15 protein-coding genes are annotated in these 18,393 nt (G+C 55.2%); 8 read left to right on the top strand and 7 right to left on the bottom strand.

Going from position 1 to position 18,393, the window contains the following annotated elements:
- Positions 1–286: 286 nt before the first annotated feature.
- Positions 287–964, top strand: coding sequence for a hypothetical protein (locus tag H7849_RS18010; RefSeq protein WP_186741273.1), 678 nt, complete (start codon positions 287–289; stop codon positions 962–964).
- On the top strand, positions 964–3,870 hold the full coding sequence (locus H7849_RS18005) for a tyrosine-protein kinase family protein (protein ID WP_432756502.1): 2,907 nt from the start codon (positions 964–966) through the stop codon (positions 3,868–3,870). Before H7849_RS18010 ends, H7849_RS18005 begins: the two co-directional genes overlap by 1 nt.
- An 892-nt stretch (positions 3,871–4,762) precedes the next feature.
- On the opposite strand, the gene H7849_RS18000 is transcribed toward H7849_RS18005, so the two are convergent.
- On the bottom strand, positions 4,763–4,903 hold the full coding sequence (locus H7849_RS18000) for a hypothetical protein (protein WP_186741269.1): 141 nt from the start codon (positions 4,901–4,903) through the stop codon (positions 4,763–4,765).
- Between the two features lie 207 nt (positions 4,904–5,110).
- On the opposite strand from H7849_RS18000, the gene H7849_RS17995 reads away from it, so the two are divergent.
- Positions 5,111–5,332 carry a hypothetical protein gene (locus H7849_RS17995; RefSeq protein ID WP_186741267.1) on the top strand — a complete coding sequence of 74 codons (222 nt, stop codon included), beginning with the start codon at positions 5,111–5,113 and terminating at the stop codon, positions 5,330–5,332.
- A 9-nt stretch (positions 5,333–5,341) separates the two neighbouring features.
- Here the strand turns inward: H7849_RS17995 and H7849_RS17990 are convergent, their stop codons facing one another.
- Positions 5,342–5,695 carry a glycoside hydrolase family protein gene (locus tag H7849_RS17990; protein WP_186741265.1) on the bottom strand — a complete coding sequence of 118 codons (354 nt, stop codon included), beginning with the start codon at positions 5,693–5,695 and terminating at the stop codon, positions 5,342–5,344.
- A 133-nt stretch (positions 5,696–5,828) separates the two neighbouring features.
- Here H7849_RS17990 and H7849_RS17985 point away from each other — a divergent pair, with 133 nt between their 5' ends.
- Positions 5,829–6,011 carry a hypothetical protein gene (locus tag H7849_RS17985; RefSeq protein WP_186741263.1) on the top strand — a complete coding sequence of 61 codons (183 nt, stop codon included), beginning with the start codon at positions 5,829–5,831 and terminating at the stop codon, positions 6,009–6,011.
- Positions 6,012–6,312: 301 nt separating this feature from the next.
- Here H7849_RS17985 and H7849_RS17980 read toward each other — a convergent pair whose 3' ends face one another.
- Complete coding sequence (locus H7849_RS17980; RefSeq protein WP_186741261.1) at positions 6,313–9,720, bottom strand: vitamin B12-dependent ribonucleotide reductase; 3,408 nt, start codon at positions 9,718–9,720, stop codon at positions 6,313–6,315.
- A gap of 542 nt (positions 9,721–10,262) precedes the next feature.
- Between H7849_RS17980 and H7849_RS17975 the strand changes: the two genes are divergently transcribed.
- Entirely contained in the window at positions 10,263–10,775 is a 513-nt protein-coding gene (locus H7849_RS17975; RefSeq protein ID WP_186741259.1) for a GNAT family N-acetyltransferase, read from the top strand.
- Between the two features lie 72 nt (positions 10,776–10,847).
- Here the strand turns inward: H7849_RS17975 and H7849_RS17970 are convergent, their stop codons facing one another.
- Positions 10,848–11,675: a fumarylacetoacetate hydrolase family protein gene (locus tag H7849_RS17970; RefSeq protein WP_186741257.1), complete on the bottom strand. Its 828-nt coding sequence runs from the start codon at positions 11,673–11,675 to the stop codon at positions 10,848–10,850.
- A gap of 214 nt (positions 11,676–11,889) precedes the next feature.
- Here H7849_RS17970 and H7849_RS17965 point away from each other — a divergent pair, with 214 nt between their 5' ends.
- The 3 genes from H7849_RS17965 (at position 11,890) to H7849_RS17955 (ending at position 15,260) form a co-directional block, all read left to right on the top strand.
- On the top strand, positions 11,890–12,795 hold the full coding sequence (locus H7849_RS17965; protein ID WP_186741255.1) for an alpha/beta fold hydrolase: 906 nt from the start codon (positions 11,890–11,892) through the stop codon (positions 12,793–12,795).
- A 32-nt stretch (positions 12,796–12,827) separates the two neighbouring features.
- A complete protein-coding gene (locus H7849_RS17960; RefSeq protein WP_186741253.1) occupies positions 12,828–13,943 on the top strand; it encodes an alpha/beta fold hydrolase in 1,116 nt (371 codons plus the stop codon).
- Between the two features lie 81 nt (positions 13,944–14,024).
- Positions 14,025–15,260: a DUF711 family protein gene (locus H7849_RS17955; RefSeq protein WP_186741251.1), complete on the top strand. Its 1,236-nt coding sequence runs from the start codon at positions 14,025–14,027 to the stop codon at positions 15,258–15,260.
- Positions 15,261–15,271: 11 nt separating this feature from the next.
- On the opposite strand, the gene H7849_RS17950 is transcribed toward H7849_RS17955, so the two are convergent.
- The 3 genes from H7849_RS17950 to H7849_RS17940 all read right to left on the bottom strand — a co-directional run bounded on the left by H7849_RS17950 (position 15,272) and on the right by H7849_RS17940 (position 18,316).
- A complete protein-coding gene (locus H7849_RS17950) occupies positions 15,272–15,730 on the bottom strand; it encodes a YraN family protein (RefSeq protein WP_251106339.1) in 459 nt (152 codons plus the stop codon).
- A gap of 64 nt (positions 15,731–15,794) precedes the next feature.
- Complete coding sequence (locus tag H7849_RS17945) at positions 15,795–16,826, bottom strand: PI-PLC domain-containing protein (protein ID WP_251106338.1); 1,032 nt, start codon at positions 16,824–16,826, stop codon at positions 15,795–15,797.
- Complete coding sequence (locus tag H7849_RS17940; RefSeq protein ID WP_186741249.1) at positions 16,823–18,316, bottom strand: CehA/McbA family metallohydrolase; 1,494 nt, start codon at positions 18,314–18,316, stop codon at positions 16,823–16,825. Before H7849_RS17940 ends, H7849_RS17945 begins: the two co-directional genes overlap by 4 nt.
- Positions 18,317–18,393: the final 77 nt, after the last annotated feature.

Raw genomic sequence — 18,393 nt, 5'->3', positions numbered from 1 at the left:
TCTATGGGAGCGGTGACGGGAGGTCGCTGTGGGCGATCTGTCCATAATTGATTTTAAATCAAATACTTATGACCATTTGGCGACTTCTTTTATAGCAATTCCAGTTTGCTTGTAATTTTTTCGTTTTCTTGTAATGAGCTTATATCGACCATGCACCATCAATCGACCACTCGACGTGTTACCGTCTTTCTGCACTCACTGTTGATTTAAAAGGGTGAGCAATCAATAATTTGGTGCGGATCGAAATAGCGGTCCATGCAATGCCTTGGGAGCAAGAGGTAATCAAATGCCATTTTCGTATTCCTGTTTCATTAGCTATCGACATACAGAAAATGAGTCAAATCGAAAACGTACCAAACAGATAGCGGAAGCGTTGAAGGGGGAACTCGAATATGTAGTGCCATTGAATGTCTATTTGGATGTGGAGCGCCTTAAGGGAGCGCCATTCTATAACGAATCTCTCGCTTCGGCTTTATGTCAAAGCGTCTGCATGGTCATGCTATATTGGCCAACGTACTTTTCCATGCAGCACACGTTTTGTTCACGTGAATACAAATTGATGGAGAAACTTGAAACACAGCGATTACAAATTTTGGCCCAAACCAACTCATTAGAAGCACAAAACGGACTGATTATCGTCTTGGCTGTCCGAGGGTTTCATTCCATCCCAGAAGAAATTCGTAGTCGCCGCAAATGTTATGACTTGGAATCATGGGCTTCCAGTCCAAGCATGACCAAAACACTTGCATTTAGACAAACGGTCATCGAGATAGCTGATTACATTGCTAACAGGTCCAGAATCCTGGGGCAACTGCCAACACCACCCGACCCTTGTGAACAATGCCCTAACTGTCGGCTGCCGTCAATTGAAGATGTCCTGCCATGGCTCCAACAGGTTGATCCAAACCAAGTGGGCTTAACGTTTCGGTCGGCATTGCCCACTCGTCAAATTGGATATATTTAATGGAAAAAAGGACGATATCGGGGCCTCTAAGAGAAACTGGCGAGATTATAACGTTCTACTCATATAAAGGGGGCACTGGGCGATCGATGGCCTTGGCCAACGTTGCGTGTATTTTGGCGCAACGATGTGGGGCAGACCAAAAAGTGCTTCTAATCGATTGGGATCTTGAAGCTCCTGGTCTTCATCGGTATTTCGGAAATAGGGTAGAGAGACGCTTTGGGTTAGGACATCACGCGGCAGAAGAATACGACAAACATCCTGGTTTGATTGAATTCTTTAATCATATACAGACTCTCTTCTTACCAGAATCCCAGAATGAAGAGCCGACCCAAGCACTTCGCACTTCATTGACTACCTTTATCGAGAGCAACCAATACATTATAGAAACCGATATCCCGCGTCTTTCATTGCTCAAAGCCGGCGCATTCGATAAGGAATATGCCAGCCGGATTAATCAATTTGATTGGAACTCATTTTATACGGCCTGTCCGTGGTCCATTCAATTGATTGCTGATGCCCTTACTGAGCACTATCGCTATGTGCTGATTGATTCCCGTACAGGAATCACAGACACGAGTGGAATATGTACGATGCTTCTCCCCGAAAAGCTTGTTCTCGTCTTCACACCGAACAGGCAGAGCCTTGATGGAGTTTTAGACGTTGCTGAATGGGCCCTACAAGTCCGCCGAAATTCCGATGATCTAAGAGCTTTGACTATTTTCCCCCTTCCTTCTCGCATTGAAACTAGCGAAGAGCGACAACTAGACGAGTGGCGCAAAGCAGAACCCTATGGCTATCAACCTCGTTTCGAGGCACTTTTTCGAAAAATTCGAGGTATACCGGAATGTGATCTTTCCAAGTATTTTGAAGAAATACTTGTCCAACATTCTCCGACATACGCATATGGAGAGAAAATCGCTGTCTTAATCGAGCAAAGTGATACTCGTATCTTTCTTAGAAGTAGCTATATCACTTTTGCAAGCAAACTTATTGGCTCCAATGAGCCGTGGGCGCGTGAAACTTCGACCGCAAATGACTGGGATATGCGTGCCGGTCTTGCGATAGCAAGACTTACCGCAGAAGAACAGCTGACTGCACGCAACATACTATTGCGGCTTGTGCGCGTTGGGGATAGGGGCGAGAAAGATGTTTCCGTCTCGGCCCGAATCGACGATTTTAGCGGAAAAGAGGCAAGTGTCATCAGTATGCTCACGCAAAGCGGGATACTGCGAGTCGAGCGTGATGACTCGGGAATAAAGATCGTGGAATTCGCTAAAGGCCTACTGGACGGATGGCCGGAGCTCCAAAGCTGGGTCGGGAACAACCGCGAGTTCCTCGCGTGGCGTCAAAGACTCGAAGCCATGCTTCGCGAATGGGAAGGCGCCGGGCGGGTGAGCGGTGGACTCTTGCGCTCCGCCTCATTAGTCGAAGCGGAGCGTTTTATCAGTGCTCGAAAGGAAAGTCTCACCGATCGACAGATTGACTTCATTCAACGAAGTGCGAAGAGAAGAACGCGGGTCAGGATCGCGGTTGCGATCTGTGCGTCTATAGTATTTGTCGCCTTAGTTGCCGCCTATACTTTTGGTCGAACTTCTACCTTTCAGGTTTATAAGATTCTGAAGGATGTCCCATTGACGAGTGCCGCAGCATCACAGACGCCCGTTCCTCTCGGAGCTGATGAGCCTGTGATTCCAAATACCAGGTGGGCGGAAGCACTGGTGAAAACGAACCGAATCTCAGACGCGATAGAAGCCTCGAAAAAATTTCAAAATACTGATGTTCTACGTGCGTCTTTCGACATTTCTGTCGCGGAAGCAATTCTTAAGCAGGATCCGACTGATACGAAGACTGCGAAATACTTTTGGGATGATGCCGATAGGATTACTCAGAAGAGCCCTAATCCGATTCGCAAAATATTTGAAGTTAATCGTTCCGCCTGGGAAAGCGGCCCCACATCGGCCATTAATGTGGCAAACGGGATAGACAATCCGGCCCTGCGAACGTCTGCGTTCACTGCTTTGATAAAAGTACTGATTGCGCGAAAAGATGACCGCGAGATAAGTAATGTTTTTGACGTTTGGAAGAAAGGCACTGGAGCAACAGTTCAATATAACCCTTACCTAACTGATGGGTTTGTACCGAATAACCCGTATGCAGACGTAGTTCGAGCGTCCGGCAGTAGCAAATATCCGGACGCTGTCGATGAGGAGGTGATTAAGGGGTTGACAGGAAGTGATTTGGAAGCAGGTTTAGCGGCACGAGCGGAAACGCTTGGGAGAAATCTGACAACGGAGATTGCACATCAATTTCTCGCGAAGATTAGTGATCCACAGCTTCGATCCAAACTCAACTTTGCTTTGATCGCCACTTTGGCTGAAAACAGAAAAATCGAGCTTGCACAAACACTTTTCGATGAATCGCCGAAAACTGTAGACAATTCTTTGATGGCACCCTCTGGAGCCGAAAATGCGCAGAGGGAAGCAACTGGGCCTGCGACACCTGTTGTGTCAATTTCCCTTCAACTCACCAGCCGAGAGCGAGCTGTGTTGGCAAAGGCATGGGAGAAAGAAGGGGATCACTCAAAGGCCATAGCGCTTTTGGAGGAGGAACCTGCTTTTCCGCCTGTCGGCAAGGCATTAGTCAGCGCATCAATCGCGGATGGTATTGCAGAAAATGTACAGAGCCTCTCAAGACCCGAAGCATTGGCACGGCTTCGCGAAGCCGAAAATATAGCCAGGCAGATCGATCAAGAGGCTATAAGATCCGCGGCTTATAGAGAAATCGCCTCTCACCTGGCAGAAAATAACGACATATATGACGCACGACTTTTGGCGGATCGATGCCAGACATCAGATCGAATTATCGCTTATGCCCAGATACTGGAAGCTGAATATCATCAACGTTGACTGATATTCGACCGAGTTCATGTTATTTTAATGAACGCAGCAGGTCCAATTGATGTTCGGATCCCAATAATTAGCGCAAGTGTTGAAGATTTGGTAATGCGTACAACCGTCACCGAATTGACGCCATACTTGGACTAAGCAGCCATTGGCTTGGCCATACCACCAACGAAAGGGCCCTGGGTGGGGATTGATGCATCTTCCTGCGCAGCCCTGTGTTGGAACCGCGTGCACAGAGCCAGTTTCAGAAAACTCTAACAGCATTCCTTTGGGTCGGCTTTTACTAGCCACAAAAATCTCGTTTGCAACAGGCGTCCTTTCACTGAAAAGTCTCGTCGCTCCCCTGGGAAAATGCGGAACCACTAAGTAATCAATCTCTCGATCAAGAGAGCTCACCGCTTGTTGATGAGTTCCCGGAGCAAATCCGAATCTATTTTCCTTGGATCGGATCGGAATTCCGACGATTGCACCAAGGATGATGGAAACGCAGAGAGCTTTCCGCCGTTTGGTCCATCGTAAAATCCTCATTGCGTCCTCGGAGGAACCCGCCCATCGTATTGAACGGTCTTTCCCGATTGCAAACCATACCATGACCCGGAGAAATAAATCCAGCTGATTGCTGGACTGATGGTTATGAAGGCAACCCAATCTAAGCATCAATCGGTTATGCATCTTGCGGTTGTGGCCGGAGCTGCGATTTGTTCAATCGGATTCCAGATGAGCGATAGCAGGGCTGTATAAGCAGCTTCCATCCATGATCCAGCAACGACAGGGCTCGTAACAGGCGTTTCCCACTTTCCCACAGCTCCGGCTGCGGCTAAATTTACAGAATTACCTGTACGGAATTAGGGGCAGGTCAGCCCAACTCTCGTTTGTAAGTAAGTCTGCAGCAGACCTACTCCCATACGACGACGACACCCAAGGGAAACACCGCATACCTTATGCCTTCGGCCACATCCGACTCACGGCGGCGTCTGTAGTCCTCAATCAGTTGCGATTCAGTAATGCGAATCCGAGCAGTGAATACTTCTTGCATATCGATTCTGCTCCTGATAATCCCTGCAAAGACACCACGAAGCACTGCAGCCGAGTCAGGGCCTATAAGCTCGGTTGAATTTCCATCCGGCGACACAACCCAGACGTGGAGGTCTGATTTTTGTTCACCCCAGCAGCCCACTCCCGGCTCCCGCCGGATACCCCTCTTTCACAACACGGTTAGACCACGCGTGGGAAGGATGATGTTATGTCTGAGGAATTCCTTTGGAGTCCTAGCCCGCAAGCGACAGTCCTCGGCTTCCGTTTCCGGCATCAGCATTGGGGATTGGCCAAGGCTCCAGTTCAGTTCCATTTCGAACAGTTTCTGACATCAAAGTATTTGTCCTGCTTGCCGGACTATGCTGTGACAATTGCAGCGGATTTGTTCATCATGGTCTATACGATCTCGCAGTTTCGGATACTGGAATAATCCTGCCGCTTAGCTACGTGTTGCCGACGACTCTAAGACATCTTTCGGGACGCCGTAGGTCGCAGAGAAAGACACGTTCTGTTGCCCCTTGTATCGTTGCACAAGGCGGCGAACCCACTCATAGCCGTCTTCTGGAGATATTTCGACGTTCAATAATTCAATCCGATTCGAAAACACCTCGACTCCAATGATCCGAATACCGAGAAGCTCGCATCGATCGATGACGTGGCTGAAGCTGTTGGCGTCGAAATGCGATATCAGAGACGAGTCGTAGCCTATATTGAGGTTTGGCAATCCATAAAATACGCGCTTCTGTAGAAATGCCGTGTCTTTGGCGATTCTGTCCTTCGATGGACCTTGCATCAAGTCACCGAAAAGTTTTTCATCATTCGTCATGGTAACTGGGGCAATTTTACATTCAGATCGAGACGACATTTGGCCAACACCGAACAACAAAAGCAACGGTCCGACGCAGTTGCTTAGTTGGAGTCTGAACGTGAGGCTGCATCTCGCGCACGTCGCCTGCTTTGACCGGTTTTCTGTTGACATATTCGGGAACAATACACTGTCGCGGCACCAGACATTTCTGCGGCATGGCGACGGTCTTCAGGTATGGTTCCGCTACAGCGAGGACACAGGAACGGCAACGTGGAGTGTCGCGAAGGCTGGTGAGCAATGATCTGGGATCTATCGGCGTGTCCGATGTGGAATCTTCCGTAACCGAATGGACTAAGGAGACTAAAGGGGAATAGACGACCGGAAGACTGTGCCCTTCGCGGGAAATTGAATGAGCTTCTCTTGACCTTGAAATACGCACGCAGGCTATGAAAAGGGCCCGCCTAAGCGGGCCCTTTTGAGGACTTCAAACTTATGAGGTAGGTGACTTCAGCATTATGGGGTCTCAACTTCAGGCTTATGAGGTCAAACTTTAGCCTTATGCGTTAACCCACACGCGCGCCGCCGGAGGCATTGTTTTGTTCTTAGCTGCAGCCGCTGGTGCTGCCGCAGGACATGCAGCGGTAGCAGCTTCCGTTGCGGACCATGATGGCTCCACAGGTGTGGCAGCTAGGGGCGTCGCCCATGTCGTAGAGGTCCTTCATGGCGTCGGCGGCGTGGTAGATGCCCCTATCTTGTAAATGCAGATCCTTCGCTCCGCTCAGGATGACATCGGAGGAAGAGCTGGCTGCGAGGTCGGAGAGGATTCCGCCTTGCGGGGCGTCGGTGTATCCCATGCCTCTTGGTTGCTGTGGCTGAAAGCTGCCGGGTGCTGTGGCGCTCGATGCATCGTATGGATTCCTCCCCCTCTCTTCGCTCGGGGTCGGAATGACGACCTGATTAGAGGCGTCGCCGGCTGGGGCGGCCAGTCCAGCGAAGAGCGAGAGTTGCTGGCCGGAGAGGAAGCGTAGCTGGAGCCAGCGGAAGATGTAATCCATGATGGACTTGGCGAAGCCGATGTGCTCGTTGCCGGTCCAGCCGGAGGGCTCGAAGCGCGAGTGGGCGAACTTTTCGCACAGGACTTTGAGCGGCACTCCGTGCTGCAGGGCGAGCGAGGTGGCGGTGGCGAAGCTGTCCATGAGGCCGGAGACGGTCGAGCCTTCCTTGGCCATCTTGATGAAGATTTCGCCGGGCTGCCCGTTGGGGTAGAGGCCGACGGTGATGTAGCCCTCGTGTCCGGCGATGCCGAACTTGTGGGTCAGCGAGGCGCGCTCTTCGGGCAGGCGGTGACGAATCGCTCTCGGTGGCGCATTGAGATCCTGCGTATCCCACCCTTTGCTTTGCAAAGGATGGGGCACCCCGGATAGTGTGGCCAGTGCGGCGGTGAAGGCCTGCGTGGCGTCGACGACGGACTTGGCCGTGATCTCAATCTTCTCGGAGAGCTTGGCTTCGAGCGTCTTGACGTCTGCCTCGGGCGCGGTTTTGCCGCTGGCGAGCGCGGCGAGGACGCGATCGGCGGCTGCGGTTACGGCGTCGTCGGCATTCTCCTTGGCGCCCTTGATGGCTTTGGCTCCCTTGCCGTCGGAGACGTTGAGGGGCTGCGCGCCCTTCGACCCGTCGCGGTAGATGGCGACAGCCTTGAGGCCCTGACGCCAGGACTCGGCGTAGGCTTCGGCGACGTCTTCGATGGTGCAGTCGTGCGGCAGGTTGACGGTCTTCGAGATGGCTCCGGAGAGGAAGGGCTGCGCGGCGGCCATCATTTTGACGTGGCCCATGTAGTGAATGGAGCGCGTGCCCTTGGCCGGCTTGAAGGAACAATCAAACACAGCCAGATGCTCGGGTTTGATGCCGGGCGCGCCTTCGATGGTGCCGGTGGCGTCGATGTAGCTGACGATGGCGTCGACCTGCGCGTTGTTGTAGCCGAGCTTGAAGAGCGCGGCGGGCACGGTGTTGTTGACGATCTTGATCATGCCGCCGCCGACGAGCTTCTTGTATTTGACGAGGGCGAGGTCGGGTTCGATGCCGGTTGTGTCGCAGTCCATCATGAAACCGATGGTGCCGGTGGGCGCGAGGACGGTGACCTGCGAGTTGCGGTAGCCGTGCTTCTCGCCGTGGGCGAGGGCCTTGTCCCAGCAGTCTTTGCTGGCGGCGATCAAATCATTGAGCTGTGGCACTACGAAGGGTTCGGACTGCAGGTCCCTCCGCTCCGCGCTTTGCGCTCCGGTCGGGATGACAACATTGTTTTTGGACTTGCCGATTTTGTTGACCTCGGCGCGGTGCATGCGGATAACGTCGAGGAATGGCTCGCGGTTGATGTAGTAGCCGGGGCAGGCTCCGCCTTCATGTTCAGCGGTAGCCGTGAGCGGCGTGGCCGAGGCCAGCGCGGGGCAGCGCTCAGCGATGCGCGACGACTGCAGATAGGCCTCGCCGCACATGATGGCGGTGAGGGTGGCGGCGAAGTCGCGACCCGCATCGGAGTCGTAGGGCAGGCCGAAGGCCATGAGCAGCGCGCCGAGGTTGGCGTAACCGAGGCCGAGCGGCCGGTAGTCGTGCGAGTTGCGCGCGATGGATTCGGTCGGGTAGCCGGAGTTGTCGACGAGGATCTCCATGGCGGTGATCATGACGTCGATGGCGTGGCGGTAGGCGGCGATATCAAATGTGCCTGCGGGTGTTACGAATTTGAGCAGGTTGAAGCTCGACAGGTTGCAGGCGGAGTTGTCGAGGAACATGTACTCGGAGCACGGGTTCGAGGCGTTGATGCGGGCCGTGTTCTTCGAGGTGTGCCAGCGGTTGATGGTGGTGTCGTACTGCATGCCGGGGTCGCCGCACTGCCAGGTGGCTTCGGCGATCTTGTACATGATTTCGCGCGCCTTGCGGGTCTCGACGGGTGCGTGTTCTTTCACGGTGTAGGTGGTGAACTCGCCGTCCTTCTCGTAGGCGCGCATGAACTCGTCGGTCACGCGGACGGAGTTGTTGGCGTTCTGGAAGAAGATGCTGCTGTAGGCCTCAGAATCCGGACCTGAGGAGCCGTCGTAGCCTTCGCGCATCAGAGCCCAGGCCTTGGCTTCTTCCTTCATCTTGCATTCGACGAAGTCGAGGATGTCCGGGTGGTCGACGTTGAGGATGACCATCTTCGCGGCGCGGCGGGTCTTGCCGCCGGACTTGATGACTCCAGCGAAGGCGTCGAAGCCGCGCATGAAGCTGAGCGGGCCGGAGGCGGTGCCGCCGCCTGAAAGCAGTTCCATTGAACCGCGGATCGGAGAGAGGTTGGTGCCGGTGCCTGATCCCCATTTGAAGAGCATGCCTTCGGTCTTGGCGAGGGTGAGGATGGAGTCGAGCGAGTCATCGACGGCGTTGATGAAGCAGGCCGAGCACTGCGGCTTGCGGTAGCCGGTCACGGAAAATTCTATGGCGCAGGTGTGCTGGTTCCAGTGCCAGTTCTGGGCGTCGGAATTGGGCTCAAGGCGGTCGCAGCCCACGTTGAACCATACGGGCGAGTTGAAGGCGGCCTTCTGCGTTACTAGCAGATGCGCCAGCTCATCGTGGAAGATGGCGGCGTCTTCGGGCGTGGCAAAGTAGCCGTTGGCCAGGCCCCAGTCGCGGATGGTCTCAGCCACGCGGCCGATGAGCTGACGGACCCCGGTCTCGCGGTCGGGAGTGCCGAGCTGGCCGTGCAGGTACTTGCTGGCGACGATGTTGGTCGCGGTCATCGACCAGTCGATGGGCGTCTCGACGTCTTTCTGTTCGAAGATGCTCTTGCCGCTGGCGTCGGTAATGGACGCCGTGCGGCTCTCCCATTGGACTTCGTCGTAGGGCGAGACTCCGGGCTTCGAGAAGAAGCGGTCGAATTTGAGGGCTGCGGTTTGGCTGGCTGCGCTCCTATGTTCGTGTGTAGGGGCGGGCGCGGCTTGGGAGGCTGGTGAGCTGGTGATCTTCTTGGTGGCCTCGGCCATGGGGTACTCCTCCGTTACGGATACGAATTTTTGATGGCCCCGGGGGAAGGGCGGTCTTGCTGTTTTCTGGCGTAAAAAAAGCCAGAGGTGAGCGCGTTTAGCGCCCCCGGAAAAGGTCTAAAGCGAGTCTGGAAAAGAACTGCGCGGAACTGGCTGGCTGCAGGAACATCGTTGCCGTTCTTTGCGCGTTGCCAGGGTCATCCTGCGTACCTTTATGCCGGTTTTATAAAGTGCTGCAGAGGCGAAGGTAGCTCTGTTAATAGTGTGTGTCAAGCGAGAACCACAACATCTAGTATTTTAGATGCAAATAGGTACTCAATGTGTTCCGTTTTGGGAGTTCGCCTGTGGAGAACCGGAAAAGAGCCCGCCGACCGTGGAGATCGCCCCTGTGGAAGACTTTTTCCCATTGATCGAGGCTATGCCCTCAACGGACCCGACTCAAGGTGCAGAAACGGTGCAAATGTTGTGGATGGCTGTGGGAAGTGTGGACGATCGGACAGGCAGCGGATATATGCGCCATACCCTACGTGGGAAACTAAGGCATGTTGATCCGGCTGGCCGAACCTGCGGATGCGATGGCGGTAGCGCGGGTGCATGTTCGCTCCTGGCAGGTGGCCTACAAAGGGCTTATGCCCCAGGGGTACCTCGATCAACTGCGTCCGGAAGAGCGGGCAGCCCGGTACACCTTCGGAAGCCTTGATCCAAATTCGCCAACCACGGTGGTTGCCGTGGAAAATACCCAGATCTACGGATTTGCAACCGTCGCCCTAGCGCGCGATCAGGATGTGCCCGGTAGCGGGGAGCTATACGCTCTCTACGTCGATCCTGAGTGGTGGGGGCGGGGCGTGGGCGCGCAGTTGATGTCAGCGGCGCGGAATCGTCTCCTCGATCTCGGTTTCCAGCAGGCGGTTCTGTGGGCGCTTAAGGGCAACTCTCGCGCTGAGCGTTTCTATGCCGCCGATCAATGGAAGCCGGATGGCATGCAGCGCACGGACACGGTTTGGGGCGTGGTGGTCGACGAAGTGCGCTATCGTTGCACACTTATAACCGAATAGTCCGCCGTCGTCGTTCCCACATCAGCCGGGTCTTTGCCTTATGCCAAAGGTCGGCCTTAATGCTCAGTTCGCTCAAGCTACGGTGTTAGACAGTGTACCGATGTGCTCGATCGAGATGTCGATCTGGTCGCCGCTTTGTAGCGTGAATGCATCCGGGGGAACAATGCCGGTTCCTGTCATCAGGAAACTGCCGCAGGGAAAGCTGTTGTCGCGAAAGAGATAGTCGGCTAGAAGCTGTGGCTCGCGCTTGAGTTCGGTCAGCGCAGTCTTGCCCGCAAAGGCTGTCGCTCCGTTGCGAAGGATCTTAAGTTCGATCCGGGTATCCCGGGTTAGTGGATCGGGCCTGAGCAGAATGCACGGGCCGAGGGCGCAGCTGCCGTCGTAGACCTTTGCCTGCGGAAGGTAGAGCGGATTTTCCCCTTCGATGTCGCGCGAGCTCATGTCGTTTCCGATGGTGTATCCGATGATCCTGCCGCTGCTGCTCAATACCAGAGTCAACTCCGGCTCGGGAACAGACCACTTTGCATCGCTGCGGATGCGGACCTTGTCTCCATGGCCGACGACGCGGCGCCCCGTCGCCTTGAAGAACAGCTCCGGTCGCTCTGCCGCATAGACGCGGTCGTAGAAATCACCACCGCCGGCGTCTTTCGATTCCTCCATCCGGGCGGTGCGACTGCGAAAATAGGTCACGCCGGAAGCCCACACCTCCTGGTTCTCAATCGGCGGCAGAATCTCGGCCTCAGAAAACTCGCTGGAAGGCTGTGCGTTGCTGATCGCAGCCACGCAGTGATCGTAGAGCTTATCCTGTGCCAGCAAAGCATCCAGCGAATTTTCTTTGAGGCGATAGAAATTGCCGTCGGAGAAAAGGAAGATGGCGTTCTTCGTGCGATAGAGTTTCATGTTTCGCGTCCCCAGATAGTTTCGCGTCCTCAGATAAGGTAGCAATCGCTGCATTCTATCGCCAGCCGCTCGCGCAAGTTGCGTGACGGCTAACTTTTCTTATAGACCAGCAACGCATGAGCCGCGATGATGCTTAGAGGATGAGCGGCTGCGGTCTGCCGGTCGAGTCATTTAGCCAACGAACTTTCCTTTCAAGAATAAGCTGCAGGTGAATATGCATCGATTGTTAATTCTTCTGCTGGTGTTTTCACCAGCCGCATGGACGCAGCAAACTGCGCCGACTAACGGAATGGTAAAGACGCCCGATGTGGATCTGGCGTACGAGGTCTACGGCGCCGCTAGTGCAAACACGCCGGTGATTGCGGTAAATGGCGGTCCTGGCTTGTCACACAAATACATGCTGCAGAATGATGTCTGGTCGCGGCTTTCTCAAAAGCGACAGATTGTCTTTTACGATCAGAGAGGAACAGGCAAGTCGCAGCGGGTGAGCGCGAATGCATCGCAGGGAATGGATGCGCAGGTTGCTGATCTGGAAGCAGTGCGCGCGCACCTCGGCTTTGAGAAGGTTGACCTCGTCGGCGACTCCTATGGAGGTTTGCTTTCGATGGCGTATGTCTCCGCGCACCCTGAGCACGTGCGCAAACTGATTCTCAGCGACTCGGCTCCGCCCGCGTGGAAGGAGATTGTGCACCTGCTGCCCCAGGTCTTCCCCGATGTTGAGGAGCAGGATGCGGCGATCGGAAAGAAACTCGGCAACACCGATGAGGCCGCGCAGCAGGAGTTGATCAACCACTTCCGGATGATCTTTTATAGCCAGGATCTGATGCACAAATATCTGGATGGCATTGGCGATATCGGTTATGTGCCGAAAGTGGGCGAGGCAGTTGGGAAAGCGACCGAAAATATTGACCTGACGGCTCAACTGCCGAAGTTCACTCAGCCTACGCTGATCATTACGGGCCGCTTCGACATGAACGTCGCTCCGTTAACGGCGTGGAGAATGTACAAGGCTATTCCCGGCGCAAAGCTAGAGATCTTTGAAAAGAGCGGGCATCTTTCCTCATACGAAGAGCCCGACAAATATGTGCAGATTGTTGATACATTTCTGAGCGGCCAGTGATTTTTCCAGACATAGAAAAGGCGTAACGGAAGATGTCCGCGATAAAGAGAAAGTGGTCTTTGCTTTTGCTTTGCTGTGCGCTGTGCGGATGCATCGCAGAGGCGCAGGAGGCGTCGAAGGCAGGAGTTCCTCAGCCCGAACAGCATGAGTTTGTTATTCACAATTTTCACACCGAGAGCGGGACGGTGTTGCCCGAAGCCCGCATTATCTATGGCACCTACGGACATCTGAATGCGGCGCATGACAATGCGATTCTTCTGCCCTCGCATTACATGGCAAATCTGCATGGATATGAATGGTTGATGGGCACCGGCCATGCTCTCGATACCTCGAAATATTTCATGATCACAAGCGAACTGTTCGGCAATGGAAGATCTTCATCGCCGAGCAATACACCCGAGCCATTTCACGGACCGCGCTTTCCTGTCATGACGATTCGGGATAATGTGCAGGCCGTTCACCGACTGCTCACCGAAGAGCTGAAGATCACGCATCTGCGCGCTGTGATCGGCTTCTCCATGGGAGCACAGCAGGCATTTCAATGGGCGGTCAGCTATCCGACCTTTGCCGATAAGATTGTTGCGACCTCGGGCACGGCGAAGACGTATCCGCATGGCGTTGTGCGGCTGGAAGGCCAGATTGCTGCGCTCACGGCAGATGCAGCTTTCAAAGATGGCGACTATACCTCACCGCCGAAGAAGGGACTGGAAGCGTTTGCCACAGTCTGGACCGCGTGGCTGTTTTCCCAGGAGTGGTGGCGCCGTGAATTGTGGAAGTCCACTGAACCGCCGGGCACGACCTTCGAGCAGGTGCTCGCGCACTTCCGCACAGATTTCATACCGGGCGCGGACGCGAATGATCTGATTCTGCAGATGCGCACCTGGGAACGCCACGATGTCGGGTCAACGCCCGGCTTCAACGGAGATGTGGAACGGGCGCTGCGTTCGATCAAAGTTCCGCTGCTCTACATGCCGTCGGAGACGGATCTGTATTTCCCACTCGAAGACGCGCGTTATGAGGCCGAATTCATTCCTCAAGTTTCGCTGGTCCCCATTCCATCGCTGTGGGGACACACGGCAGGCGCGGGCAGCAATCCCGCGGATGAGAAGTTTCTGAACGACAAGATCGGACAGTTCCTCAGCAAATGAGCCTGAACCGGCTTCAGAGAAAGATGATCCGGATGCCGGATATTGAATGCGCTATACTGCTCTTCCCCTTCGGAGAGCTGAATGAAACGGATCGTTTTTCTCGCCCTCTTTCTTGTGTCGGCGTACCTCGCAGCCCAAACCGGTCCTAACCCCTCCAATCCGAAAGTCAGGGCGATTACCGGTTTTGTGTTGCTGGATCGCGACAATTATCAGAAACAGATTGCCGACGCTCTGGTCGTCCTGCGCAAGACGAAATCGCAGTTCGAATCCGCTGGCTACGAAGTGGAAACGCTGCGCATCACGACTCAACCCTTGGCTGAACTTGTCTCCGGGCTCCCCGAAGATCAGGCTCTGGCGTTTCTCAAGCAGCTGGACGATCTTTCGGTGAAAGAAAATTTTCTCCCGAACGTGGGGCCGGCGATGTGGCACGACTCCGATGATCCAGCCACGATGCATCTGCTCGAGCGAGCGCTGTCAACTCTGCCGAACATAGAAGCGAGCACAATCATTGCGGATGGGACGGGCATTCACTGGAAGACGATTCATCGCACCGCTCAATTGGTGAAGTATGTCAGCGAGCACAGTCCGCACGGCCAGGGGACATTTAATTTCACAGCCACAGCGATGCTGAACCAATTTTCGCCGTTCTTCCCGGGCTCGTATCACCTTGGCAATGGCAAACAGTTTGCCATTGGCTTCGAAGGCGCGAATGTCGTCATCGACGTTTTCACGAAAGACAAGGGGAATTATGACACCGCTCTTGCCGACCTGACGGCTGCGCTGTCGAAGCACGCGTCGGTAGCAGACGCCATTGGAAAGAAAGTGGCGGCGGAAACTGGCTGGGACTTCTTAGGGGTTGATCCAACTCCCGCGCCTCTCGGGGATGTGTCCATTGGTGCCGCGATCGAAGCGTTCACGGGAGCGAAGTTCGGTTCGAGCGGGACGCTCACTGCAGCGCGCATCATCACGGCCGCTGTAAAGGCCGTTCCCGTCACACAGGTTGGTTACTCCGGCCTGATGGTGCCAGTGATGGAAGACAAGCTGCTGGCGCAACGCTGGGCCGAGTCTGCCTATAACGTCGACTCGTTGCTTGCGTACTCTGCTGTTTGTGGAACGGGGTTAGATACTGTGCCGCTTCCAGGCGATGTCAGCGTGGAGCAGATGGAGCGCATCTTCGGCGATGTGGCCTCGCTCGCGACGAAGTGGAACAAGCCGCTTTCAGCGCGATTGCAGCCTGTTCCGGGGAAAAAAGCCGGCGACCGGACTGAGTTTCAGGACCCTTATCTCTTCAACACGATCGTGCATACGCTGCCGTAGCAAGGTGATGATTAGGACCAACCGAAGGCATTGCGAAAAAGTTCGAACTCCGCAGATTTCTCTTCTTCAAAATAGATCGACAGAATGTCGAAGCGCGCAGGCGATTCCTGACGTGGAAGCCTACGCATATAGCTGCGCGCGAGCCGCCGAAGCGTGCGGCGCTTGTCTTCGTCAACCGCTGCCTCGGCGGTGGCCACGTCACGCGTGGTGCGGGTTTTGACTTCAATAAAGCAGAGCGTTTCATTTTCCCATGCGATCAGGTCGATGTCCCCGCGCAGACGGCCTGAGCGCCAGCCGCGCGCTACGACGATGTATCCCTGGCGGCGGAGATAGAAAAAGGCGGCGAGTTCACCGCGTCGGCCCGTGGTGAGGTGTGCGGGTTCCGATTGCCTGCGGCGCGCAGCGGCCTCAGCAAATTTCTCGAAGAGGCGGAGGCGCGCGGATTCAAGCAGAGGCATGGCTGCGCTCATTGTCGCCTGAATCCGCGGAGCTTCTGCGCAGGCATCAGGATTCGATCCCTGCCGTGACTACACTTTAGTGTTGCGTGTTCTCTTTGATGAACTTGCCCAGCGCCTCGTACTGGTCGCTGGCGATGTAGTCCACGCCTGCTTCGAGTGCAGCGCGCCAACGCGCTTCAGCGGCGGCATACGATCCGAACTGATAGCCCGAGAACCAGCCGTGGCAGCTCAAGTCTTGTTTGTTGTCGACGCCGTCGAGCGTGTAGAAGCGAATCCACAATCCATTCTGGTGGGCGTGTTCAACGAGCGCCCGCAGGCGGAGATTGTCTTCCTTCGTCCAGTCGCCGGCCTTGTTTTGGCCGCTCTCCTCAACGACTCCCCACGGGTTGTTCCACCAGCGGCGGTAATTGGTTGCACGCGCGGGTTCGAGAATCTCAGGGGCGGCCATCTTGTTCTTTGTATTGGTGTGCGCGGCTCCGAAAACAAGCAGCTTCGCGCCGACGGGAACCTCGTTGTAGAACACTTTCTCTTGTGCGTCCGATTCGCCGGTCAACACGAGGATCGGGCGGATATCGAGTGGCTGCGGAGTGGTGCCGTCAGCAGTGCGCTGCGCGGTGATGAGCCAGTCCTTATATTCGTTCAGCAGCGCGAAGACAGCGCGCAGGTGCGCGGGCTCCTCTGTCTTGAAATCGAGGTTGAGCGTGATGATCGGCCAGTCGCCATGATTTCCGTCGCGCAGCGCCTGCTCGACGATGGGGCGGACGCGTTCAAAAAAATACTGCTTCATGGTTGGCTCGTTGCCTTCGCCGGGCAATCCATGAGTGACGATCGACCATGATTTGCCGGTCTTCTTATCGGTGTACCAAGCGAGATCCTGTTCGATGGCGAGAGGTGTTCCAGCAGAGAGTGCGCGGTCGATGCGGTCGTACCACCATTCGTAGTAGGGATAACAGTTGTGCGCGTCCATGACCGTGCGTGCGCCGGGGTGCGCTGCGCTCTGTGCCATGAGTACTGGCGTGACAGCGAAGAGTGTGGCGGCAGCAATCGCAAAAAGCAGATCCTTCCCCTTCACTGCGTTCAGGGTCAGGATGACAGAGGCTTTTTTCATTTTTTGTCTTCCGTGTAGTTGAGATAGATGGGGTTGCCGAGGAGGATCAGCTTACCCTCGGGTGAGACGACATCGGGACGCAGCCAGTGCTTTTTGCCGTCTGACGGCAGGGTAAGTGAGATGCCCTGGTCCGCCTGTGAGATGTTAGAGTCGAGTGAAGCAACAGGCTGGCCATCGAGCAGGAAACGCAGCTTGTTCCCAGAACAGGCGACGACATGCGCGGATATCTGCACCGTTGAGCCGGCTGGGGCAGGCAGCGCATCTCCCATGATGCCTTTTTGATTGCCATCTTCAGCGGCGATCTCAAAGCGACGGTCGCGCGTTGCGCTGAGGTCGATGAAGACGTGTCCTTTGCGGATGCCGTCAAGGATCGCTGGCACAGATAGATTGTCTGCGTAGATCACAGTCGTTGGGCTGCCGATAGCGCTCCTCGACCCGGCTGGCGCTGGCGCGTTGTGGTTGTCGCTGCCGCCGATGGCGGTAATGCGGTAGCCCTGATTCAGATATTTCTCCCAGAAACTGATGCCGGAATACTGGCCCTCCTCAGCACCGCCGTTCACCGCTTCGATGGACTGGATCAGATGTGGATCGACGGCTTCTTTCGGTGTCCAGCCGCAGCCCATGCAGACTTGGCCTGTAGGCGCATTCGGATGGTTGATCGAAAGAATGGCATGCATGCGCGCTGCTTCTTCAAAGAGCATCTGCGCGGAAGGAACAGTTGTGCCGACGCGGAAGTCGACAAAGTCTGTCGGGCCGAAGAGGTTGGCGTGTCCCCAGAAGGTTGTGATTTCGCGGCCGGGAATGAAGAGCAGCTTGTCGAAATAGGGCTGGAGTTCGCGCAGAGCATCGTAGTGCGAATCGGTGTTGTGATCGGTGACGGCAATGAAGTCGAGACCGCGCGCTGACGCCGTCTCAGCGGTAAGGAAGACGGGGCATGGCACTTTCTTGCCACTCTGACTTTGGCAGCTTCCATCACTGTGTGCCGTGTGAATGTGGAGATCGCCGCGATACCAGGCTGGGCCATCGCGCAGAGGCGCGTCCGCGAACGATGTCGGCGTGCTCTTCTCTCGCGTGAAGAAAATGTTCGCTTCGTAATTGGACGTGACCGTCTCACGGATATTGGGGACACCGATAATCAGCTTCCATTGTCCGGCTGGAAGCGGGCCGGGAAGATAGGATGGCGTGGCGCTGGTCGTGCTTACGGTGAAGTGGTCCTTGTTGCCGCCGCTCCAGCCGCGAAAACGCTCAGGATCAAATAGCCCGAGATCGAGTGCGGTGTGCTGTTCTTTCCCCGTGTAATGAAATGTAACCGTGATCGATACAATCCCGTCCGGCACTGTGAAGGGCGCTTCGACGTAGCTGTTGTTCTCGCTCCCTGTGATGACGCCTTTGAGAGTGATGTCGGGTTTGACTTGTGCGGAGAGGGCTTCCAAAGAAAAGAAAGTCAGGCAAAGGAGCGACAAGAGTCCAGGCAGAATTTTCTTGATCATTGTGTTCAGAGCATTCCGGCACCCGACGCGGGATGGCAGTTCAATTTGTAAAGCGCCTGTTCAAACTTACGCGGAAA

This window comes from Alloacidobacterium dinghuense (assembly GCF_014274465.1).
Taxonomy (GTDB): Bacteria; Acidobacteriota; Terriglobia; order Terriglobales; family Acidobacteriaceae; genus Alloacidobacterium; species Alloacidobacterium dinghuense.
The sequence above is the reverse complement of the archived record's forward strand: the minus strand, read 5'-3'. Positions and strand labels throughout refer to the sequence as shown.